The organism is Fusibacter sp. QWL-12, from assembly GCF_058683495.1.
On record NZ_CM178745.1, the window covers coordinates 2,791,642 to 2,814,778 of the forward strand.

Here is a 23,137-nt window from a genome sequence, read left to right on the forward strand (position 1 = left end):
GACTTTCTTTTATACATTTATTATAATGAGAACAATATTGAAATTCAATGAAGATGAGGAGTAATCTTTGGCAATCATTAGAGAGGTGAGCCTAGCGCTGAAAGTTCACTTGATGAAAGAAGATGAAGGTAGCATTGGAGAAGATTTGGTAAGTTAATAGCCAAATCCGGTTAGCGCCGTTAAAGCGTCGAGGTGTCATCTAGAAGCTTAGATGAAATTAGGGTGGTAACGCGGAGCTTTCGTCCCTTGGACAAAGGTTCTTTTTTTATGCCCAAAAACCAAAATGGGCATAAAAACTGAGAGGAATCTCAGTTTTTTTATTTAATAGATTATTATTCAAGATGCGTAGATCATACAAAATTATATATGAATTTCATCCAAGAGAGGTTTGAAAAGTAGGAGGTCAAATGCAAAGTAAGTATAATCCAAAGGAATTTGAAGATCGTATTTATGCGAAGTGGTTAGAAGAAAAGAGTTTTAGTGCAAAAGTGAATCCGGATAAAAAACCGTATACGATTGTTCTACCACCACCTAATATTACAGGACAACTGCATATGGGGCATGCATTAGATCAAACGCTACAAGATGTTTTGATCCGTTTTAAACGTCTTCAAGGCTATGAAGCACTTTGGTTACCTGGAACAGATCATGCGAGTATTGCTACTGAAGTTAGAGTTTTAAAGACGATAGAAGAAAAAGAAGGCTTAACCAAAGACCAATTGGGCCGTGAAGAATTCTTAAGAAGAGCTTGGGAATGGCGCGATGAGTACGGTAGAATTATCGTAAATCAAATGCAAAAGTTAGGTTCAAGCTGTGACTGGGAAAAAGAGAGATTTACAATGGATGAAGGTTGTAATGAAGCCGTTACTGAAGTGTTTGTAAGACTTTATGAAAAGGGCTTAATCTACAGAGGCAATCGACTCATTAACTGGTGTCCTGATTGTAAAACGACGTTATCTGACGCAGAGGTAGAACACGAAGAGAAGCCAGGTGCATTTTGGCATGTTAAGTATCCTGTAGTGGGTACTGACGAATATCTTGAAATCGCAACAACTCGTCCTGAAACTATGGTTGCAGATACTGGTGTAGCCGTACATCCTGAAGATGAGAGATACAAGCACTTAATCGGTAAGAAATGTATATTACCACTATTCGATAGAGAAATTCCAATTATTGCAGACAGTTATGTTGAAATGGATTTTGGTACAGGTGCACTGAAAGTGACACCAGCACATGATCCAAACGACTTTGAGATTGGTCTTAGACATAACCTAGAGCAGATCAATGGAATGAACGAAGACGCAACTATGAATGAAGTTGCAGGTCAATATGCGGGTATGGATCGTTTTGCATGTCGTAAGGCGATCGTTAAAGATCTTGAGGCAAACGGTTATTTGGTTAAAACCAAAGAACATCCACACAACGTAGGTACTTGTTACCGTTGCAGTACAATCATCGAACCTAGAGTTTCGGACCAGTGGTTTGTAAAAATGGAGCCACTGGCTGGCCCTGCAATCGATGTCGTAAATGAAGGCGATCTTAGAATTATTCCAGATCGTTTTACAAAAGTATATATGAACTGGCTAGAAAACATCCGTGATTGGTGTATTTCTAGACAGTTATGGTGGGGGCATAGAATTCCAGCATACTATTGCGAATCTTGTCCAGAGATCGTCGTAGCGAAAGAGATGCCAGATGTATGTCCAAGCTGTGGTGGTACACACTTCAGACAGGATGAGGATGTTCTAGATACATGGTTCAGCTCCGCGCTTTGGCCTTTCTCGACGCTTGGTTGGCCACATAAAACACCTGAACTCGATTATTTCTATCCGACGAACGTATTGGTTACTGGATATGATATCATCTTCTTCTGGGTTATCAGAATGGTATTCTCTGGTCTAGAATCCATGGGTGAAAAGCCATTTGATGACGTATTTATTCACGGTCTCGTTAGAGATGCTCAAGGACGTAAGATGAGTAAGTCTTTAGGCAATGGGGTTGATCCACTTGAGATCATCGATCAATTTGGAGCAGATGCGCTTAGATTTATGCTTGCGACTGGTAATAGCCCAGGAAATGATTTGAAATTCCAAATTGAAAGAGTTGAATCTTCTAGAAACTTTGCGAATAAACTATGGAATGCCTCACGATTTGTAATCATGGGTCTTGAAGGAGAGCTTTCTGATTTAGATGGTACTGAAGCTTTGACTTTAGCAGATGAGTGGATTCTATCTAGACTTGAAACAATGATTGCTGAAATCACTCAAGCGCTTGAAAAATATGAGCTTGGTATTGCCGCTAATAAAATTTATGAATTCACTTGGAACGAGTATTGCGACTGGTACATCGAGCTTGCTAAAAAGCGCTTGTATGGTGAAGATGCAGTTGCGAAAGCAACCGTACAAAAAGTACTTGTAAAAGTATTAAAATCGATTTTAAAATTACTTCATCCATTCATGCCGTTTATCACAGAGGAAATTTGGTCGTTTATGCCAAATGTAAGTGGCTTACTTGTAACGGACCAATGGCCAATAGCAGCACCACAAAACAATAACCCTGATGCTGAAGCGAAGATGACACTCATCATGGATGCGATTAGAAACCTCAGAAATGTAAGAGCTGAGATGGACGTTGTGCCTTCGAGAAAAGCAAAATGCTTAATCGTTGCGTCAGATGCATCTGTAGGACAACTTTTAGTGGATCAAGCGGAGTATTTAATCACCTTAGCATCATGCTCTGAAGTGGTTTTAGTAGCAGCATCTGACATTCCAGAGGATGCGGTGTCTGCAGTTATCCATGGTGCTGAGCTATTCCTGCCATTAGATGATTTGATAGATTATGATAAAGAATTAGATCGATTAACTAAAGAAAAATCAAAGCTTGAAAAGGAAGTGGAAAGAGTGACATCTAAGCTTGCGAATCAAGGATTTGTAAGTAAAGCACCTGCACACTTACTTGATGAAGAAAAGCAGAAAGAGATAAAATACCAAGAGATGTTAGGTACAATCAATTCACGTATCGAAGCCATCCAATTAAAATTAAGCAAGTAGGTGAGCGACATGACATATGAGGCGGCCTTAGCATTTATACACGGCACCTATAAGTTTGGCAGCAAACTGGGTCTCGACAACATCAAACTTTTGATGTCGAGACTCGGCGATCCGCAAAAGAAGCTTAAGTTTGTGCATATAGCTGGTACCAATGGAAAAGGATCTACAAGTGCGTTTACACATTCTGTTCTTGTTGAAGCGGGATATAGAGTTGGACTATATACGTCGCCATTTATTGAAACCTTTAATGAGAGAATGAGAGTTAACCATACTTTGATTAGCGAGTCAGCGCTCGCTAAGCACACAGAAAAGGTAAAAGAACAAATCGACGAAATGGTTAAAGAGGGCTATAATCATCCTACAGAGTTTGAAGTGGTGACTGCCATTGCGATGCTTTATTTTCTAGATGAAGCTTGTGATGTCGTTGTATTAGAAGTTGGCTTAGGTGGAAGACTTGATGCAACGAATGTCATCGATACGCCTCTAGTTTCCGTTATAACGCCTTTGGCACTTGATCATACAGAGTATTTAGGTGACACCATTGAACTGATCGCTTACGAAAAAAGCGGTATTATTAAAAGAGATGGTATCACTGTGTCCTATCCACAAAAGGAAAGTGCGTTGTCTGTTATTTCTGAGAAGTGTCAAAATGAGAATAATGATTTGATCATTACAGATTTAAACCAGTTGTCGATTACAAAGAGCACCTTTGGTGCGTTGGAGATGACCTATAAAAGTCAGCCGTATTCTCTGAGTTTGTTTGCACCTTATCAAGCACAAAATGCGGCTATGGCAATAGAAATCATAGAAGTATTGAAGAGGAAATATGGCTTTTCAGTTTCTGATGTACAGTTGTCAGAAGGCCTTAAAAAGGCTAAATGGATTGGACGTTTAGAAATTATTTCTAGAGAACCTTTTGTCATCATTGATGGTGCCCATAATCTACATGGTATTTTAGGACTTGTTGAAAGTCTAAAAATGCTAAAAGGGGATTTGGACGTAGTTGGTATCGTAGGGATTCTAAAAGATAAGGATGTTTTAGGTATGTTGAATGAAATTACACCATACTTAAAAGGTGTTGTTACAACAAAGCCTGATAACCCAAGAGCACTAAATGAAAGTGCCCTGTCTGATGCTTTCAGAGAACATGGAACGCCAGTCCTTTATGAGAATGAATCAATTAAATCATGTGTCGATTGGGTATTAGAACACGCAAATCCGAATACACTTTATTTGGGATTTGGCTCGCTCTACATGATTGGTGAGATTCGGGCAAAGTTTCATAATTAACTTCAACAATCAAGTTTAAACTGAATCCAATCAAAGAGAAGTAAAATCAATAGAAATGAAATAATTATCAAACAGATCAAAATAAAAAATCCTAGTTATGAATCGAATTTTAACGTTCGTGACATAAATAGGATTTTTTTTAACCTTTTACTGAGTAATGGCACGTATTGCGATACTTCCTTGTTGCCAAATTTGAGTAATGTCCTCAAATCGTTCACCATTACCTATAAAACTTCTTCCCGGCAGACCCTTGATGGTGTAGTCAATCCCTGGATAGGGCGCTTCAATTGGCACTAGAAAGCTCTGCGTGCCATCAAACTGTGCTGCTATCCAGAACCCTTCTTTTGATGTGAGTGTTAAAGGTACGGGGAGTTCAATTTCATGATACCCCTTCTCCCTTAACGTAACTGTGTTTAATTCCGTTCCTATTGCGTTTGCAAAGATACCTTTTCCTGCGAAGATAGAAACACGCTCGTCTGATTCTGTCGTATATACGCCTATCGAAATGAGTTTAGATGCAGCTTTGGCAGTAAATTGATTTACCCCAAAAACGGGATTTTCATCTTCATATGCATCAAAATGAGTCACGCCAGTTTCATCATAGTAATAAAGGGTTGTGTGATCAAGTGAAGTGTCGTAATCGGTTATGGCATATGTGTAGTCCATAATATGAACGTCTTCATAGGAGATGTAGAAAAAACCATTGTCTCCCCAACTGTTGCCAAAACTGTTTTGAGCGATAAATGCACCATCTCTTGTCGGTTTTATTTGAAAATTGGATTTGTCATAAGTGTCATCCCAACCTACAATTACCAGTTCATGTGTACGAGGTTTGTTTTCGCTTGAATTGTAGTAGGCGAAGGTATCTTGCTTATAAACACTGGTATCAGATTCATTTAGATAAATAGAAGATAAGGCAGCGCCGTATTTCATGATGTTGGATTTGATTTTTATCAAATCATTGTTGACTTCTGAGTAGCCAGTTAATCGATAGTTCTGATGACCTTTTGTGTCTACAGGTCCTATCCCATTTAAAAAATAGGTAGAAGAGATATTAAAATTACCACCACTCAATGGTGAAACCGGCATAGGTGCATTATCTAAAAGATGTGCTTCCGAGAAATCGAGAACTTTCCCAGTATTAACTGCAATAGAAAGTTCAAATAGGGTATTGGCTGCAAAAGCCCAGCAGGTTGCTGCGCTACCTTGATCTCTAACAAATGCAGAAGCATCAAACTGTTTATACGTATTGAAAACAAGTGGCATATAAACGGGTAAATCTGGTGCAATCGTAATATTATTCTTTACACTGCCTGTGAGAACTGCATTTAGTATGGGGGTATAATCCAGTGCAACATATGTGACCCCTGATAAGTTATAAATAGGTAATTCACTATAAAGTGGATATCCGAGTGCGCGTACCGGATAGGTAACTTTATTGGTCGAACCGCTTATAGCCAAATCACCAAGGCTTCTAGTGGTAATCATATTCGAGCCAATCGAAGTCCGCTTCTTTAAGATCAACCCAGTTTCAACGGTATATTTTGCATCAAAGCCTAGTGTCTGTGTCATTTCCCATGTAAGTGGAAAGTAGACTTGATCGTCAATGAGAAGTATTGGGTATTTAAAATCTGTATTGTTATAGGTTTTTCCAACCAAGGTTACTTTTATTTGAGGAATGATATAGCTTGTTGGGCTAACTGTTGCTGAAAAGCTGTGCACGTTTGTTCCCCATAATGAAATAAAAAATGCAAGAACAACTAAGAAAGGCCCTTTTATATGAGTTTGAAGGTGTTGAAATAGATTGGATTTCATAAATACTCCTTTAAATAACAGATCGGTATCTAATAAATCAAATGAATCAAGCGAATGCTCAGGTTCTGATATGAAAAAAGATACAGAATCACTCTGTATCATCAATTAATCGGTTAAGGATATCTCCATAGAGATACTGCGCGCGTTTCTCCCAATTTTCGCAAATTTGTTTTGCGTGTTTGTTTGAAACGACATTAACTTTGATGTCCATAAGGGTATAGATGCCTTCTTTAACCGCTAAATGAACAATGTAATCGTTATCGTCTTCTTTATAGTAATCTGCGGTTACATTTGTTTTAATGACAAATGAACGCTTTTTCATATCGATGCTATCGTTGATCGTGCGTCTTAATGTCTGAGAGACACGATCTGAAAACAGTTCTAAGGTGTTTCGACCGGTTTCTGTAATGATATAGTATTTATCACCTTCGCTTGAACTGTACTCAAGCATAGACGTTTCAACGAGATCGGTTAAGTATTGTTGTAGGTCGAAATAATTCATTATATCATGTTCCAAAACAAAGTCAGTGAGTTGTTGATTTGTTAATGGTACCGAAAAATGATTAATCGTATATAAGATTATGATCTTAAATTTAAGTTGCTGGTCTGAGTTGGGCTTCAACAGCAGTCCCTCCTAATCAATATGGTTACAGATGATAGTATAGCATAGAAATCTAAAAACTCAAAACGAATTGAGAAGTTGGATAGAAATTTATCGTATGGTATAATTATTGACATAACAGGTTTGGAGGTAGATATGGGAAGTATAAATTATGAATTGATTGGAATTATTTTCTTCTTCTTGATTCTAGTCTCGATACAGTTTTCACTGAATAAAATCATCGTGTTGCTTAAGGAACTGATCCAAATTACCAAGGCGAAGAAATAAAAAATCATCGGACATCGAGTCCTCAGATTTTACCACAAACAAAGGTTGTGGCTTTATGAAAATCATCGGACATCGAGTCCTCAGATTTTACCACAAACAAGATTGTGGCTTTATGAAAATCATCGGACATCGAGTCCTCAGATTTTACCACAAACAAGATTGTGGCTAAATAAAAAAAGGAGCTAATAGAGCTCCTTATTTTTTGCATCTAATGAAATATGATTTGAAAATGAGCTAGAGGAACATGCTATATAATACAAATAAATAGTGTGCTGCAATTCCTGCCATTAAACCACCGACAGTGTGCGCTATAATCGCTTTTGATGCAAGCTTTCTAACGTGTAATGCATCCATCATACCTACATGTGTACTTAAATAACCACTCCAGCACATACCCATAGCAGTGAAAACAGCAATATCATTTGGTCCGATAAGGTTTTTAGCAAGGAAGTCTTTTACAAGTCCCATAGCTGCACCTACTGAACCAAGAGAAGTAATAGGGAATGCAATTGCTTCGGCACTTTTAAATCCGAAAAGCGGAGTTAAAATCGGACTTAGTAGCTCGCCAATTTTAGGGAAAAGCGCAACCCCTTCTTTTTTAGCGCCTGTATAAACCGCTACGCCATTTACTGTTTCTGCAGGACCAAAAGTAAAGACCATAACTAAGGTACAGATAATAACAACACCTGGTATAATTGCGAGACCGAGCTCAACGCCTGTCTTCCCACCTTCTAGTGTGGCATCGAGAACACGTTCAAATAAGTTGCCATCTCTAACTTCACGGGTTGTCATAAAGTCATCAGAATCAACAGTAGGTGCTGCGTTGTTTTTCGTAACACCATAGTATTGTTTGGTAAAAATCATCATAATTCTGACGCTGACAACGCTGCCCACAACAGCGCCTAAGTTGCCTAGTACGACTGGTACTATAAACTCAGTTCCTTTACCAAGACCGATCATAAAAGTACTTACGATTAAACCCATACCAAATGCAGTACCCAAATTACACAAGGTTGGGAGTTCATAGTTTTTAAAATACTTTTTAAAGCCTTTGTCGTGTGCCAATGAGATAATTGCAGGGTTGTCTGAAAGATAGGTCGTAATCATACCAATAGAGGCAGCACCAGGTAAACCATAGATTGGTTTAATAATTGGTGAAATGATCTTATTGATAAGTGCAACAACCCCGAATTCCGACAAAAGTGCAGCAAATGCGCCAGCTAAAACGGCGATTGCCATAATAAAAAATACGACCTCAATCAACAGATAGTGCGCCGTATTCATAATGGTATTGAACATCTTGTCGATCCCCATAACCGTTCCAAGATATCCGAAAACCAAACCAGCGATACCTAGAAATACAAAAGTTTCTAGTGAAATCGCCTTTTTCACTTTTTTGCCGTGTTCCATTTGTAATCCCCCTTCAAGTCGTTAATTACATTTTACTATTTCACTCGTTAAATTGACATTATTTTCTGAAAGCGGACTGATTAATTTCTTGTAATAACTATTATTTTTTTTGAAATGCCAAATAGACTTGAAAATAGGCAATATCTACTATAAAATATTGATAATTAAATTGTTGGAGGTAATGATGGGAATTGAGAATAAGAGAAGAGAAATCTTATTATCAAAAGAAAGTATTGATGAGAGAATCAAATCGTTAGGTGAGTTGCTAACGTCAGAGTATAAAGATAAAAATCTAATGGTGATTTCACTTTTAAAAGGTAGCTTTATTTTCACAGCAGATTTGGTAAGAAAAATCGATTTACCAGTTAGAATAGAGTTTATGACAACTTCAAGCTATGGCCATAGTGAAGAGAGTACTGGCCAACTAAAAATCGTTCAAGATATTAGTGTAGAAGATCTTTCTGAGTTTGACGTGTTAATCGTTGATGATATTACGGATTCTGCATTGACGATGACAGGTGTGCTAAGCATCCTAGAAAAGAGAAATCCTAAGTCGCTGAAAGCATGTGTGCTTCTCGACAAACCTTCTAGAAGAAAAGTAGAGTATGTACCTAACTACGTAGGATTTGAGATTCCTGATATGTTCATCGTTGGCTATGGTTTAAACTATGGCGATTATTATAGAAATGTGGATCACGTATTTGCGTTTGTTGATTAAAAAATGAAAAAAAAACTAGGTTACTTAGCATCACTAAGTCTCCTAGTTTATTTTTTTATCTTAAGTCTTCTAATAATTGTGTTTTACTTTCTGTTTGCTCATCTTTGGTTTTAATAACCTTTGCAGGTACCCCGGCTACTACTGATCCAGCTGGAACGTCCTTAGTTACAACTGAACCTGCCGCAACGACAGCACCTTCACCAACTCGGACACCTTCTAAAATCACGCAATTGGCTCCAATCATAACATTGTCTTCTATTATAACTGGTGTTGCACTTGGCGGTTCTAATACGCCTGCTAAAACTGAACCTGCACCAACGTGGCAGTTTGCGCCAACCGTCGCTCTTGCACCAAGAACCGCATTCATATCAATCATGGTGCCTTTTCCAATGTGTGCACCAATGTTAATTACCGCTCCCATCATGATTACTGCTTGATCTTCGATTTCAACGCGGTCTCTAATCAATGCGCCAGGCTCAATTCTAGCGTTGACCTTTGTTAAATCAAGAAGTGGAATAGCAGACAATCTTCTATCGTTTTCTAACTCTTGTTCGACGATGACATCAGCATTGGCTTCTAAGAAAGCTTTCATATCGATCACATCGCCAAAAGCGATATAGAAAGGTACATCGCCAAAAAGCTTAATGGTATCTGAAGTTAATGGCGCATTCGACTGGATATAGGCTTTTATCGGGGTTACTTTTTTTGCATCCTTAATAAATTTTGCAATTTCATATGGGTTCGTTAAATCGTATTGACTCATTTTTTCTCCTTTATAACCTTTGTATCAATTGAAGTTATCTATTACTTATTCTATCTATTGTTACTCTATTTGCATATGCAAAAACATTGTGACTCATCATCTTTTACTTAATTTTTCCTGAATCAAGTGGTTCATATCATAAAGACCAGCTGCTTGGTGGACTAAGAATTGGGCAGCCTCAACAGCACCTTTTGCGAATACGCCTCGATCCAGTGCGGTATGCTTGATTTCGATCAGTTCTTCTTCACCTGCGAAAAGCACTTCGTGATCGCCAACGATATTGCCACCTCTAACTGAATGGATGTTGATAACCGACTTTTCCTTAGCGCCATGTGCTGGTCTGCCGAGAGCGACATCATAAGAAGTCGCTTTACCTTGATTAACCGCATCAGCTAGCATAAGAGCAGTACCACTAGGTGCATCTAGTTTTCTGTTATGGTGTTTTTCGATAATCTCAATATCGTAGCTTTCATCTAGAAGCTCTGATACCAATTTGATCGCATGCGATATGGCATTTATGCCAAGTGACATATTACCAGATTTGAAAATAGGGATTTGTTCACTGGTTGCTGTGACCTTTGCATTTGTTTTTTCACTCAGCCCAGTTGTACAAAGAACCAAAGGCAGTTTTCTACCTACAGCAAAATCCAATAAAGCATCCACAATCGATGCATTTGAAAAATCAATGATACAGTCAATTTCAAGGTTTGAAGGGATTTCACTAAAGTTAGTATAAATAGGGTACCGTTCATCTGTATGCGCAACATGTCCGAGTCCGCCAACAACATTACAATTTGGATATCGCTCTATGATTTTGACCAAGTGTCCGCCCATGACGCCAGTAATGCCAGTGATAAAAATATTATTCACTTAAAGCACCTCTTTCCATTAGCAATGTCTTTATGGTCTGTACTGTCGAAGCTTCTGCATCGGTTAATGGTAATCTCACCGAACCCACTTCAAAACCGAGTAGTGCAACGGCTGCTTTAATCGGAATTGGATTAACTTCAGCAAAAACGGATTTAACAAGAGGATTCATCATAAACTGTAGTTGAACACTGGTATTAAAATTGCCATCAAACCATGACTGACATAGGTCATGTACCTCTTTTGGAATAATATTGCCAACCGTAGTAATGACGCCATGACCGCCTAATGCTAACAAAGGTACGATATGATCATCATTTCCTGAATAAACTGAAAAGTCAGATGGCAGGAGTCTAAAGGTTTCTGTAATCTGAGTGATGTCTGCTGAAGCTTCTTTAAGACCGACGATACCAGGTAACTTAGAAAGCTCTAAAACAGTTTGCGGCAACATGTTAAGTCCCGTTCTTGAAGGAACGTTATATAGAATTGAAGGTATCTTTACCGACTCTGCAATCGCAGTGAAATGGGCAATTAATCCCTTTTGTGTACATTTATTATAATATGGCGTGACGAGCAATAAGCCGTCTACACCGCAGGCTTCAGCTAATTGACTATACTTTATAGACGTTGCTGTATTATTTGTTGCAGTACCTGCAATGATCGGGATGCGTTTTGAAGCAGCTTTAACCGATTCTGTATAAAGACACTCCCTTTCTTCATAGGTTAATGTGGAGGCTTCACCTGTGGTACCGCTTATGATAATCGCGTCAGTACCATTATCTATGTGCCAATTAATTAAATCATGCAATACTTTTACATCTATACCGGTAGCACAAAAAGGCGTAACGAGTGCTACGCCTGATCCTTTAAATAAACTCATATTAAATTCCTTTCCAACATCGTTTCAGCGATTTGAATCGCATTAGTTGCAGCTCCTTTGCGAATATTATCAGCAACAATCCAAAGGTTAATGCCGTTATCTGTACTTTCATCTCTGCGAATACGTCCGACATAAACAGGATCAGTACCAGTTGCAGACGCAGCAAGTGGATAAACACCATTGCTTGGATCATCTTGGAGCACGATACCAGGTGCTTCTGCTAAACATTTTTTTACATCAGCAATATCAAATGCAGATTTTAACTCAATGTTCACAGATTCACTGTGGCTGTTGAAAATAGGAACTCTTACTGCAGTTGCAGTAACTTTAAGAGAAGCATCTGAGAGAATTTTTTTCGTCTCATTGATCATTTTCATTTCTTCTTTAGTATAACCATTCTCTAAGAACACATCGATTTGAGGCAAACAGTTACCCGCTATCGGATGTGGGTAGCAAGAAAGTGGATTATTGCCTTTAAGACCTTCTTCAAGGTCGTAAACGCCTTTAACCCCAGAACCTGAAACGGCTTGATAAGTAGAGTAAACAACTCTTTCAATACCGTATTTTTCATAAAGTGGTTTTAAGACGACCATTGCTTGAATCGTAGAACAGTTGGGATTAGCAATGATGTTATTGTGAGTAGAAAGTGCCTCCGGATTGACTTCTGGAACGACGAGTGGTACAGTAGGGTCCATTCGCCAAGCACTTGAATTGTCTATGACGACTACGCCCTTTGAAGCTGCAATAGGCGCGAAAACTTCACTGATGTCACCACCAGCGGAAAATAGGGCAATATCAATGTCTTTATCAAATGAAGCTTCAGTTAATTCTTCTACGACATATTCCTTACCTTTACATACGACCACTTCACCAGCTGATTTTTTAGAGGCAAAACAGTAGAGCTGGTCAAATGGAAAATCTCTGTCTTCAAGAACTTTTAAAAAAGTTCTACCAACCATTCCTGTTGCACCCACAACAGCCAAATTGATCTTTTTCATGAAAAAACCTCCTAAATATAATTGTTTTAATTAGTTAACAGAGCTAACCTTGAATACTTAAACCATATCATATAGAATATAATAATGATTGACACTAAAGTGATGTCCAAAGTTGGGTGATTGGTTCCCAATTATATTGTATACATGCAGGCTTTTGGATAATTATATATATACTATCACTATGAAATTGTAACGTCAATAATAAAAATAATGTTATATGAGGTGATGAAATGGACTTGATGACTTTAAAAAACGATATAATTGAAGATCGTATAGCTTTACATCAGATTCCAGAAGTGGGATTTGAAGAATATAAGACACATGAATATTTAAAAGAGACGCTTATAAAATTAGGCATCGAGTTTGAAGTTGTAGCAAAGACGGGGATTGTCGCTTTTCTTAAAGGCGTATCACCAACCCAAACAATTGCTTTTAGAACAGATATAGATGGTTTAACTGTAACCGAAGAAAGTGATTTTAAGTTTCATTCATCCCACGAAGGGCATATGCATGCGTGTGGACATGACGGACACATGGCGATGATGCTTGGACTTGCAAGGGCTTTGAGTTTACCAGAGGTAAAGCTGGTCGATAATGTGTTATTAATCTTTCAACCCGCTGAAGAAGGTCCTGGCGGTGCAGAAGTTATCGTTAACAATGGCATTTTAGACAAATATAATGTCTCAGAAATTTATGGTATACACGTTTTCCCACAAGTGATGCAAGGTAAAATCGGCCTATGTCCTGGTCCAATGATGGCGATGACCGGTGAATTTGATCTCGATATATTAGGCACCAGTGCACATGGTGCAATGCCACATACGGGGATAGATTCAGCAGTAATAGCGAGTGAAGTGATTTTAGGATTACAAACCATCGTAAGCCGTAATGTTAGCCCAATACAACCTGCTGTATTAACCGTAGGTAAGGTTGAAATCGGTGAAAGACGCAATATTATAGCTGGTAAAGCAAGGCTTGAGGGAACCATTAGAGCCTTTGATAAAAATGTGTATCATTTGGTTAAATCAAGAATGTCTCAATATCTAAAAGGAATTGAAATCGCGTATGGAATTACCATTCAAGTAGAATTTAGAGATATGTATCCACCCGTAATCAACGATCATAAACTATTTACTGAGTTTATGACCTATCATGGTGACATCTGTGAAGAAATTGAACCACAAATGATCAGTGAAGACTTCTCATATTATCAGGAAAAGGTACCGGGCTTGTTTTTCTTTGTGGGTACGTATAATGAAGAAAGAGGCTATGTGCATCCGCTTCATAGTTCAAAATTCAATTTTGATAATGAGATCATGATGACTGGGCTTAAAGCTTATATGAATATATTAACGTATAAAGGCAGCATTCAATACTAATAGACGACTGACCCTAAACTGATAGGAGGACGTATGATTGAACAAGAGCAAACGCAAATTAGAAATAACCTTACAATATCTGAAGCCAATACATTTTTTATTATTTTAGCCGTTCTATTTTTAACCGTTGGTGGGTATGTTCAGTCTAGAGAGTTAATATCAGGACTTCTAATTACAGAGTTTGGTATAATGGCAATCCCAATACTTATCTACACAGCGCTTAGAAAAAAATCAGTTAAAGAAATTTTTCGTTTTAAAAAACTAGAGCTAAAGGCGATTCCAAAAATTATTGTTCTCGCAGCTTTGATGTTACCTGCGGTTGCAGTTGCCAATCTAATTACTATATTTATCATCGAGCTATTGGGTGAATCAATATCTTCACCAGTGCCAACTGCGAGTAGTCCATCTGAGTTCTTGCTTTTATTTGCTGTTATAGCTGGTTCGGCTGGAATCTGTGAGGAACTATTTTTTAGAGGTGCAATTTTAAACGCTTTTGAGTCTGATCTAGGTAAGAAGTGGGGCGCAATTTTTAGTGGATTATTATTTGGCATTTTTCATTTTAATCCTCAGAACCTGTTAGGCCCAATTTTGCTAGGGATCTTGTTTTCTTATTTGGTTCAATTGACAGGATCCATATTTGCAGGTATGATTGCACACGTGACCAATAATGGTCTTGCTGTTACTCTAGGATATGTCAATAATCTATTTAGCTCAGTTGACACGGCGAGCACTGGTGCAGTGCTAGACTCGCCAAGTGCATTGATTGCAGTTATTGGCTTTTATTTAATGATTGCTTTAGTCTGTCTTATGGGTATAAGAGCTGTTCTAAGAAGTCTTAGAAAGCAGTATTCTGTAACAAAGCTTTGGGATGATGAACCGTTAACACTTAAATTCAAACATTATTTACCGATAGCACTTTCATTAGTGATGTATCTATTGGTGATTAAGTTAGCTTATTTTTAGAGGTAATTATGGAAATTTATCAAACATTTGCTTCAGTCTATGACAAGATGCAATATGATGTGAATTATCCTTTTTGGATAGAAAAATTAGACTGCTATATAAAAACTCTTAACCCAACTTCAAAGCAGGTTTTAGAGCTGGCTTGTGGCACGGGTACTATAGGAATTGGGCTCGCTAAGAAGGGGTATATCTGTGATGGTGTCGATATATCCGAGGATATGCTGACAGTAGCGCAGGCAAAAGCCTACGAGGCTGGGTTAAAAATGAAATTTTTTAACCAAAACATGACAGAATTTTTTACAAAAAGAAAGTATGATATGATATGTTGCATGTGCGATGGCATGAACTATTTAACTGAAAACGATCAAATCATACAAACATTTGAAAGAATGGCGATGCATCTCAATGACAATGGCATTGTCATCTTTGATTTGTCTTCTAGCTATAAACTTGAACACGTTATAGGCAATCATACTTTTGCAGAAACGTTTGATACAGAAGCCTATATTTGGGAAAATGAGTTCGATACAGTTTCAAGGCGATTAAGTTTTAATCTAACGCTCTTTGTTGAAGAAGATGGCGTCTATTATAGAGAAGAAGAGCATCACGTACAAAGAGCATATGAAATTGAAGAAATCAAGTCGTTAATACCAGATCAGCTTGAGCTAATTGAGATCGTCGATGGTGATACCTTTGAAAGTATTAAGAATCAATCACATCGAATTTGTTTTATATTAAAGAAGAAATAATTGGAGGCAATATGAAAGGCACACTAATAACTGGCTTAACAAAAAATCATGAGGTCAGAATCTATATTTCACAGACGACAGATATGGTTGAAGCTGCGAGAGCGACACATGATTTATCACCTACGTCAACGTCGGCTTTAGGTAGAACTCTAACGGCTACAGTGATGATGGGTATGATGAGCAAAATCGATAAAGAAAAAATCACTTTGCAAATAAGAGGCAATAATGAAATTCGTCAAATGGTTGCAGTTGCAGACACACATGGTAATGTTAAAGCCTATACCAGCGATCCACAAGCCCCAACGCTTCTTGATAATAATGGTAGATTAAGTGTAGGTCAAGCAGTTGGAACGGATGGACAAATTATCGTTATTAGAGATATCGGTATGAAAGAACCTTTTATTGGACAAATCAACTTGGTTTCAGGTGAAATCGCTGAAGATGTGGCTCAATATTTCAGTCAATCTGAACAGCTAGCTACTGCAGTCGCATTAGGCGTTAGCTTTGGCAACGACGCACATGTTAATTATGCAGGTGGTTTTATCGTGCAGCTATTACCAGAAGCATCTGAAGAAACCATAGATCAGCTAGAAGCTAACCTTCAAGGAATGATGCCATTGACGCATCTTTTTGAAGAAGGTCTAACAATTGAGCAAATTGCTAACCAAGTTCTCGCGGGTCTTGGTTTAGAGGAACTTGAAACCTATGAATTAAGATATAATTGCGATTGTTCTAGAGAAAAAATGGAAATGGGCTTAATGAGCCTTGGCAAGAAAGAAATAGACGCAATTATTGAGGAAGATCATGGTGCAGAGCTGGTATGCCACTTCTGTAATAAGAAATATCATTTTGATGAATCTGAACTAATAAATCTACAAACTGTCCACACTGAGCATTTGTCATAGATGCAACTGGTGTTCTTAAATAGGGATATTGCTCGGATGGTCAAGCAAAATAACGCTTTAATGACACGTTTAAAGACACATCAAATTGAATTGTTTGAGATACCACATCTCCTTAATGTTGACGACAGAGTTTCCGGGCATGTGGATTTAGGATTATATACTGAGGCTGAGTTTATTCTACTGGAACCTGGTATATATGAGTTGATCGGGGTTAAATTAGAGGAAATTATTGATTCTTTTAAAGCAGAGTCTAAAGAGCTTAAGGTCATAAAGGGCAGCCATTATTTGAATAAAACTTATCCATATGATGCGAGATACAATATCTTAATTGTGGGGGAGCAGTGTTTTCATAGGTTAGATATTACCGATGAGCAAATCCTAAAATACACTACAAAGCATTTCGTGCATATGAATCAAGGCTATGCAAGATGCAGTGCACTTACAGTGGGTGATCATGCCGCTATCACATCCGATCAAGGTGTTGCAAAAGTCATGAAAGAGCAAGGGATTGAGGTGCTTCTCATAAAAGAAGGACACATAGAACTACAAGGATTCAAAAATGGTTTTATTGGCGGTGTGGGTGGCAGTGTGGGCTCGCTTATGTTAATTGCGGGTCAGCTAAAGAGCCATCCGGACGGAGAACTGATTCAAGCATTTATTATGGAAAGAGGCTTTCAAATCATCGAACTATTTAACGGACCGCTATTAGATATCGGTTCAATATTATCATGTAATTTGAGGTGACAAAATGAAGCTACTAATCTTAGCCGTCATCGGCGCACTTATTGGTTGGATGACAAATGTGATTGCAATTAAACTCATGTTTAGACCAATTAACCCAATTGGTATAAAAGGAACACCCTTTGTTTTGCAAGGATTAATACCCAAGAGAAAAGCAGATATCGCAAAGTCGATTGGTGAGGTGATCAATGATGAGTTGATCTCTATGGAAGCTATCGTAGACAAAGTGATTGAGGATATGGATAAAAAAGCCGTCGTTGATATGATCAAGACGAAAATTCTATCGATTGCAAATGAGAAAATGCCATCTTTAGTACCTTCGATGTTCAAAGGGATGATCTTACAAAACATAGAGTCAATGATAGAAGAAAACGGCGAATCTATCGTTGTAGAGTTGGGTGAGCAGTTGAGTCATAAAGCCATTGATAGCATTGATATCAGCAAAATGGTTGAAGATCAAATCAACGCATATGATTTTGAAAAAATTGAACAAATGACACTCAAAATTGCAAAAAATGAACTTAAACATATAGAAATCCTCGGTGGTGTTATCGGATTTTTTATTGGTTTGATTCAAGGATTATTTGTTTTATATGTTTTATAAATGGATATAAAGCAGATAGAATATTGATTGATTAATGTGATGTTAACTTATAAAAGAATCAAAATAGAATCATATTGACATTTTTTTAGAGTTGGGCTATCATAGGGTTAATATGAAGGCAATGATAAAGAAGAGTACCGAGTAGAAGACTTTTAGAGAGTTTGCTCCATGGCTGAAAGAGCAGATAAGAGACCTATAAGGGAAAACTAACTTTTAGCTCAATACGAGTAGGAAATCGAAAGTATTGCGACACACCGCGTTAAGGTGATTAGAGTGGCTCTTTTGAGCTATTAGGGTGGAACCGCGATTAACCTCGTCCCTAGCGTATGCTAGTGATGAGGTTTTTATTTTGCCACAATCAAGTCTGTAGTAAAACCTAATGGCTCGGTGCCAGAAGATTTATTTTTTTTAAAACAATTAAAGTGAAAAATCTAATAGAAAATTCCTATCAAAAGGAACATTAGATAATAAGACAAAGGAGGGTATTTATGGTTAAAGTAACATTAAAGGACGGCTCAGTTAGAGAAGTACCAAAAGGATCAAGTGTTTATGATGTTGCAGCGTCTATTTCAGGCAGACTTGCAAAAGAAGCGGTTGTAGGATCGGTGAATGGCAAAACCGTAGACTTATTCTATAAATTAGAGGAAGATTGCGAGCTTAGCATTTTCAAGTTTGATGATTCTGAAGGCGCACACGCGTTTAGACATACAAGCTCTCATATCATGGCACAAGCGGTTAAAAGATTATTCCCAGATACTAAGCTGGCGATAGGGCCTGCAATCGATAATGGTTTTTACTATGACTTCGATACAGATCATAAATTTGTTCCAGAAGATTTAGAAAAAATTGAAGCAGAAATGCAAAAAATCATCAAAGAGGACTTAAAATTAGAAAGATTTGAACTCCCAAGAGATGAAGCAATTAAATTTATGGCAGAGAAGGGTGAGAGCTACAAGGTTGAGCTGATCAATGATCTACCAGAAGATGCAATTATTTCTTTTTATAGACAAGGGGAGTTTGTAGACCTTTGTGCAGGTTGTCATGTGCCAACAACTAAAGATGTTAAAAGCATTAAATTATTATCCCTCGCTGGTGCATACTGGAGAGGCAATGAAAATAATAAAATGCTTCAAAGAATCTATGGTACTTCATTCCCTAAAGCATCTTTATTAGAAGCTTATCTTCAAATGTTAGAAGAAGCAAAAAAACGCGACCATAGAAAACTAGGTAAAGAGTTAGGTCTGTTCTCTTTAATGGAAGAAGGTCCTGGATTCCCATTTATGTTACCTAAAGGTATGGTGGTAAAAAATAACCTTCTTAAATACTGGAGAGAAGTACACGATAGAGCGAACTATGTAGAGATAGAAACACCAATTATGCTCAATAGACACCTTTGGGAAACTTCAGGTCACTGGTTCCATTACAAGGATAATATGTATGCGCTTCAAATTGATGAAGAGGATTTCGCAGTGAAACCAATGAACTGCCCAGGTTGTATGTTAGTATATAAAACTGAGCTACGTTCTTATAAAGATCTTCCAATAAGAATGGCAGAAATCGGTAGAGTACACCGTCATGAGCTTTCAGGAGCGCTTCATGGTTTGATGCGTGTTAGAGCGTTTACACAAGATGATGCGCATATCTTCATGTTACCAGAGCAAATCAAGGATGAAATCATCGGTGTTGTTAACTTAATCGATGAAGTCTATAAGACTTTTGGTTTCAGCTATCATGTAGAGCTTTCTACAAGACCAGAAAAATCAATGGGTAGTGATGAAGATTGGCAATTGGCTGAAGATTCATTGGTAGAGGCTCTAACTTCATTAGGTATCAACTACAAACTAAACCCTGGTGATGGCGCATTCTATGGTCCTAAAATCGACTTCCATTTAACTGACTGTTTGGGTAGAACTTGGCAATGTGGTACAATTCAGTTAGATATGCAAATGCCACAACGCTTTGAACTTTCTTACATCGGTAAAGATGGTGAGAAGCATAGACCAATTATGATTCATAGAGTTGCATTTGGCTCGATTGAACGTTTCCTCGGGATCTTAATCGAAGAATATGCAGGTAAATTCCCTTCTTGGTTAGCACCTGTTCAAGTTAAACTTCTTACAATTGCAGATCGTCATATTCCATATGCTAAAGAAGTTGCAGATAAGCTTGCAGCAAGTGGCATAAGAGTTGAAATCGATGATCGTGCAGAGAAGATTGGCTATAAAATAAGAGAAGCGCAGCTTGCGAAAAGTCCGTACATGTTAATTGTAGGTGATAAAGAAGCAGAGCTAGGTCAAGTTGCTGTTCGTTCAAGAGATATTGGTGAACTTGGAAGTATTGAACTAGATGCATTTATATCTAAAGTAGTTGAAGAAATTGCTGAGAGATCTTTGCAAACAAAATTTGAAAAAGTTCAGTAATAGGGTTGACAGACTAAGACGAACATGATATATTTATTGAGGTTAACAAGTAGAAGTCCGCTTCTCACCATATAACTACGCGTTCATATGGTTCATGTATTCTCATTTTATTTGAGTTATTACGGCGGATATTCTATCCGCCGTTTTTTTATTAATGTAATCTAGTACAACAACCGTAAGAAATTCGATGCAGCGATGCTGTGTCTCACTTATAGTTTCTTATAATACAATAGGGGGTGTATCTTATTAAAACAGCTGAAATCAATGAAGAAATTCGCGACCTTGAAGTAAGAGTTATCGGAGATGACAACGAACAATTAGGTGTGATGACAAGTAAAGAAGCTTATGCTTTGGCTCAAGAACGCAAACTTGACCTTGTAAAAATCGCTCCTAACGCTAAACCACCGGTATGCAAAATCATGGACTTTGGTAAGTTTAGATATGAACAACAAAAAAGAGATAAAGAAGCACGTAAGAAGCAAAAAAGTGCTCAAGTTAAAGAAATTAGACTTGGTCTCAATATTGAGAAAAACGACTTAGAAACCAAAGCTAAAAATGCAATCAAATTCTTACAGAGTGGAGATAAGGTGAAAGTTTCTTTAAGATTCAAGGGCCGTGAAATGGGTTATACTCAACAAGGTTTTGAGGTAATTAAGAAATTTAGCGCAGCTCTTGAAGAAGTTGCTAGCCTTGAAGCTCCAGCAAAATTAGAAGGTAGAAGCTTAGTTGCAACCTATGCACCTAAAAAATAAGCGAACAATTTGGAAGGAGGAAATCAACTATGCCAAAAATGAAAACACATAGTGGCGCTGCTAAAAGAGTTAAAAAAACAGGTAGCGGAAAATTAAAAAGAAGCAAGGCGTTTACTAGCCATATCTTAACTAAGAAAACTTCTAAAAGAAAAAGAGGCTTAAGACAAGCTACAGTTGTTAGTGAGTCAGATATGAAACGTGTAAAAACTTTATTGCCTTATTTATAAGAAATCGATTAGAAGGAGGTCCCTAAACCATGGCAAGAATTAAAGGCGCAGTAAATGCGAAGAAAAAACACAAAAAAATTCTTAAATTAGCTAAAGGCTTTTATGGCCAAAAAAGCTTAGTATTTAGAGCAGCAAACCCTGCGGTAATGAGATCATTAAGATCTGCTTACGTAGGTAGAAAACTTAGAAAAAGAGATTTTAGAAAACTTTGGATCGCTCGTATCAACGCTGGTGCAAGACAAAACGGTCTTAGCTATTCTAAATTCATGAATGGTCTTAAAAAAGCAAACATCGACATTAACAGAAAAGTATTATCTGAAATGGCAATTAGCCATCCAGAAGATTTTGCTAACTTAGTTACTGTTGCAAAAGGTCATTTATAAAAAATGAAAAATAAGGAGTTCTCTTCAGTATGAGAGAGACTCCTTTTTTATGTTTTTAAGCTTGTAATAAAGTGTGTTGTTCATTTTCTAAACACTTGATTTTCCAACGTGTTATCTTTGGTTTACAGATGAAAAATATCTCAAAAATAATACACTTTATTTGTTTGTTGTATCTTGTATACACCAAACAAATGGCATATAATGAACGTGTGAATAATTTCAAAGGAGTGTGTGTTATGGCATTTTTAGACAAAGTGATAGAAGTTGCTAAAAAAGATATTCAAACAATCGTATTGCCTGAAGCGTTTGATCCAAGAACGATTGAGGCGACTCATAAGATTTTAGAAGCAGGAATTGCGAACATCATCTTAGTGGGTGATAAAGAGGAAATTTTATCAACAGCTGGTGAGTGGAAAATCGAAGGGGCAACTTTCATCAACCCTAAAACATTTGATCAATTAGACGCGTTTGCTGCAGAGCTTGCAAATCTCCGCAAAAGCAAAGGTATGACAGTAGATGAAGCAAAAGAAATATTAATAGATAGCGAACTCTTTTTTGGTGTAATGCTTGTAAAAATGGGTCTTGCTGGTGGTATGGTTGCTGGAGCAGCAAATTCTACAGCTAATGTATTAAGACCAGCGCTTCAAATTTTAAAAACTGCACCGGGAACAAAGTTGGTTTCTGCAGTATTTTTAATGGAAGTTCCAAATTGTGAGTTTGGCGAAGAAGGTATCTTTATCTTTGGTGACTGTGCACTTAATCCAAACCCAACTTCAGAAGAACTTGCTCATATCGCAATCAGCTCAGCTAAAACATTTGAATCTATCGTACATGCTGAGCCAAAAGTTGCAATGCTTTCATTTTCATCTATGGGATCAGCTTCTCATGCAGATGTTGACAAAGTAGTAGAAGCAACTAGAATCGCTAAAGAATTAGCTCCTGAATTAGCGCTTGACGGAGAGTTGCAATTTGATGCGGCAATCGTTCCTTCTGTAGGAAAGAAAAAAGCACCTGAATCTAAAGTAGCTGGTGAAGCGAACGTTATCATTTTCCCAGACTTAGACGCTGGCAACATCGGTTATAAACTTGTTCAAAGACTTGCAAAAGCAAATGCATATGGCCCAATTTGCCAAGGCTTAGCTATGCCAGTAAATGATTTATCAAGAGGCTGCTATGCTGATGATATCGTTGGTACAGTTGCGTTAACAGCGCTTCAGGCTCAAATGCAAAGTAAGAAATAAGTGAAGTAAACAGGAAATAAATCTTCCCACTAAAGCCAAGTTGTTTTAGTGGGATTTTTTTTATTTAGTCTTAACCTTACTTGTGGTAAAAAC

The 23,137-nt window shown here is 37.6% G+C and carries 22 protein-coding genes and 1 other annotated feature; of the genes, 15 read left to right on the forward strand and 7 right to left on the reverse strand.

Annotated features, from left to right (window positions below; all coding sequences use genetic code 11):
• Nucleotides 1-38 precede the first annotated feature (38 nt).
• Nucleotides 39-250, forward strand: a binding site (T-box leader).
• Nucleotides 251-407: 157 nt separating this feature from the next.
• Nucleotides 408-3,050, forward strand: coding sequence for a valine--tRNA ligase (locus AC4PID_RS13370; protein ID WP_492132509.1), 2,643 nt, complete (start codon nt 408-410; stop codon nt 3,048-3,050).
• A 9-nt stretch (nt 3,051-3,059) separates the two neighbouring features.
• A complete protein-coding gene (locus AC4PID_RS13375; protein ID WP_492132510.1) occupies nt 3,060-4,340 on the forward strand; it encodes a bifunctional folylpolyglutamate synthase/dihydrofolate synthase in 1,281 nt (426 codons plus the stop codon).
• 147 nt (nt 4,341-4,487) lie between these two features.
• On the opposite strand, the gene AC4PID_RS13380 is transcribed toward AC4PID_RS13375, so the two are convergent.
• Nucleotides 4,488-6,155 (reverse strand): lectin like domain-containing protein, encoded by a 1,668-nt coding sequence (locus AC4PID_RS13380; RefSeq protein WP_492132511.1) that lies wholly within the window; start codon nt 6,153-6,155, stop codon nt 4,488-4,490.
• An 88-nt stretch (nt 6,156-6,243) separates the two neighbouring features.
• Entirely contained in the window at nt 6,244-6,777 is a 534-nt protein-coding gene (locus AC4PID_RS13385) for a DUF4364 family protein (RefSeq protein WP_492132512.1), read from the reverse strand.
• Between the two features lie 135 nt (nt 6,778-6,912).
• On the opposite strand from AC4PID_RS13385, the gene AC4PID_RS13390 reads away from it, so the two are divergent.
• Nucleotides 6,913-7,044, forward strand: a complete 132-nt coding sequence (locus tag AC4PID_RS13390; protein WP_492132513.1) for a hypothetical protein — start codon at nt 6,913-6,915, stop codon at nt 7,042-7,044.
• A gap of 234 nt (nt 7,045-7,278) precedes the next feature.
• Here AC4PID_RS13390 and AC4PID_RS13395 read toward each other — a convergent pair whose 3' ends face one another.
• Nucleotides 7,279-8,454, reverse strand: coding sequence for a CD0519/CD1768 family membrane protein (locus tag AC4PID_RS13395; protein WP_492132514.1), 1,176 nt, complete (start codon nt 8,452-8,454; stop codon nt 7,279-7,281).
• 190 nt (nt 8,455-8,644) lie between these two features.
• Between AC4PID_RS13395 and hpt the strand changes: the two genes are divergently transcribed.
• Nucleotides 8,645-9,172, forward strand: a complete 528-nt coding sequence (gene hpt, locus AC4PID_RS13400; protein WP_492135382.1) for a hypoxanthine phosphoribosyltransferase — start codon at nt 8,645-8,647, stop codon at nt 9,170-9,172.
• A 55-nt stretch (nt 9,173-9,227) separates the two neighbouring features.
• Here the strand turns inward: hpt and dapD are convergent, their stop codons facing one another.
• From dapD to AC4PID_RS13420, 4 genes are all read right to left on the reverse strand, one after another.
• Nucleotides 9,228-9,935: a 2,3,4,5-tetrahydropyridine-2,6-dicarboxylate N-acetyltransferase gene (gene dapD, locus AC4PID_RS13405; protein ID WP_492132515.1), complete on the reverse strand. Its 708-nt coding sequence runs from the start codon at nt 9,933-9,935 to the stop codon at nt 9,228-9,230.
• Nucleotides 9,936-10,031: 96 nt separating this feature from the next.
• Nucleotides 10,032-10,805, reverse strand: a complete 774-nt coding sequence (gene dapB / locus AC4PID_RS13410; protein WP_492132516.1) for a 4-hydroxy-tetrahydrodipicolinate reductase — start codon at nt 10,803-10,805, stop codon at nt 10,032-10,034.
• Entirely contained in the window at nt 10,798-11,682 is an 885-nt protein-coding gene (gene dapA / locus AC4PID_RS13415) for a 4-hydroxy-tetrahydrodipicolinate synthase (RefSeq protein WP_492132517.1), read from the reverse strand. The genes dapB and dapA overlap by 8 nt, the downstream gene beginning before the upstream one ends.
• Nucleotides 11,679-12,680, reverse strand: coding sequence for an aspartate-semialdehyde dehydrogenase (locus AC4PID_RS13420; RefSeq protein ID WP_492132518.1), 1,002 nt, complete (start codon nt 12,678-12,680; stop codon nt 11,679-11,681). The genes dapA and AC4PID_RS13420 overlap by 4 nt, the downstream gene beginning before the upstream one ends.
• Before the next feature lie 230 nt (nt 12,681-12,910).
• Here AC4PID_RS13420 and AC4PID_RS13425 point away from each other — a divergent pair, with 230 nt between their 5' ends.
• The 11 genes from AC4PID_RS13425 to pta all read left to right on the forward strand — a co-directional run bounded on the left by AC4PID_RS13425 (nt 12,911) and on the right by pta (nt 23,044).
• Nucleotides 12,911-14,059: a M20 metallopeptidase family protein gene (locus tag AC4PID_RS13425; RefSeq protein WP_492132519.1), complete on the forward strand. Its 1,149-nt coding sequence runs from the start codon at nt 12,911-12,913 to the stop codon at nt 14,057-14,059.
• A 33-nt stretch (nt 14,060-14,092) separates the two neighbouring features.
• Complete coding sequence (locus AC4PID_RS13430; RefSeq protein ID WP_492132520.1) at nt 14,093-15,022, forward strand: CPBP family glutamic-type intramembrane protease; 930 nt, start codon at nt 14,093-14,095, stop codon at nt 15,020-15,022.
• A gap of 8 nt (nt 15,023-15,030) precedes the next feature.
• Nucleotides 15,031-15,771: a class I SAM-dependent DNA methyltransferase gene (locus AC4PID_RS13435; protein ID WP_492132521.1), complete on the forward strand. Its 741-nt coding sequence runs from the start codon at nt 15,031-15,033 to the stop codon at nt 15,769-15,771.
• Nucleotides 15,772-15,782: 11 nt separating this feature from the next.
• Entirely contained in the window at nt 15,783-16,676 is an 894-nt protein-coding gene (hslO, locus tag AC4PID_RS13440; protein WP_492132522.1) for an Hsp33 family molecular chaperone HslO, read from the forward strand.
• A gap of 36 nt (nt 16,677-16,712) precedes the next feature.
• Nucleotides 16,713-17,420 (forward strand): DUF6873 family GME fold protein, encoded by a 708-nt coding sequence (locus AC4PID_RS13445; protein ID WP_492132523.1) that lies wholly within the window; start codon nt 16,713-16,715, stop codon nt 17,418-17,420.
• Between the two features lie 4 nt (nt 17,421-17,424).
• Nucleotides 17,425-18,021, forward strand: coding sequence for a DUF445 domain-containing protein (locus AC4PID_RS13450; RefSeq protein WP_492132524.1), 597 nt, complete (start codon nt 17,425-17,427; stop codon nt 18,019-18,021).
• A 488-nt stretch (nt 18,022-18,509) separates the two neighbouring features.
• Nucleotides 18,510-20,441: a threonine--tRNA ligase gene (gene thrS, locus AC4PID_RS13455; RefSeq protein ID WP_492132525.1), complete on the forward strand. Its 1,932-nt coding sequence runs from the start codon at nt 18,510-18,512 to the stop codon at nt 20,439-20,441.
• A gap of 236 nt (nt 20,442-20,677) precedes the next feature.
• Complete coding sequence (infC, locus tag AC4PID_RS13460; RefSeq protein WP_492132526.1) at nt 20,678-21,193, forward strand: translation initiation factor IF-3; 516 nt, start codon at nt 20,678-20,680, stop codon at nt 21,191-21,193.
• A 29-nt stretch (nt 21,194-21,222) separates the two neighbouring features.
• Nucleotides 21,223-21,420, forward strand: a complete 198-nt coding sequence (gene rpmI / locus AC4PID_RS13465; RefSeq protein ID WP_492132527.1) for a 50S ribosomal protein L35 — start codon at nt 21,223-21,225, stop codon at nt 21,418-21,420.
• A 29-nt stretch (nt 21,421-21,449) separates the two neighbouring features.
• Nucleotides 21,450-21,803: a 50S ribosomal protein L20 gene (gene rplT, locus AC4PID_RS13470; RefSeq protein ID WP_492132528.1), complete on the forward strand. Its 354-nt coding sequence runs from the start codon at nt 21,450-21,452 to the stop codon at nt 21,801-21,803.
• 236 nt (nt 21,804-22,039) lie between these two features.
• Nucleotides 22,040-23,044: a phosphate acetyltransferase gene (pta, locus tag AC4PID_RS13475; RefSeq protein ID WP_492132529.1), complete on the forward strand. Its 1,005-nt coding sequence runs from the start codon at nt 22,040-22,042 to the stop codon at nt 23,042-23,044.
• Nucleotides 23,045-23,137 lie beyond the last annotated feature (93 nt).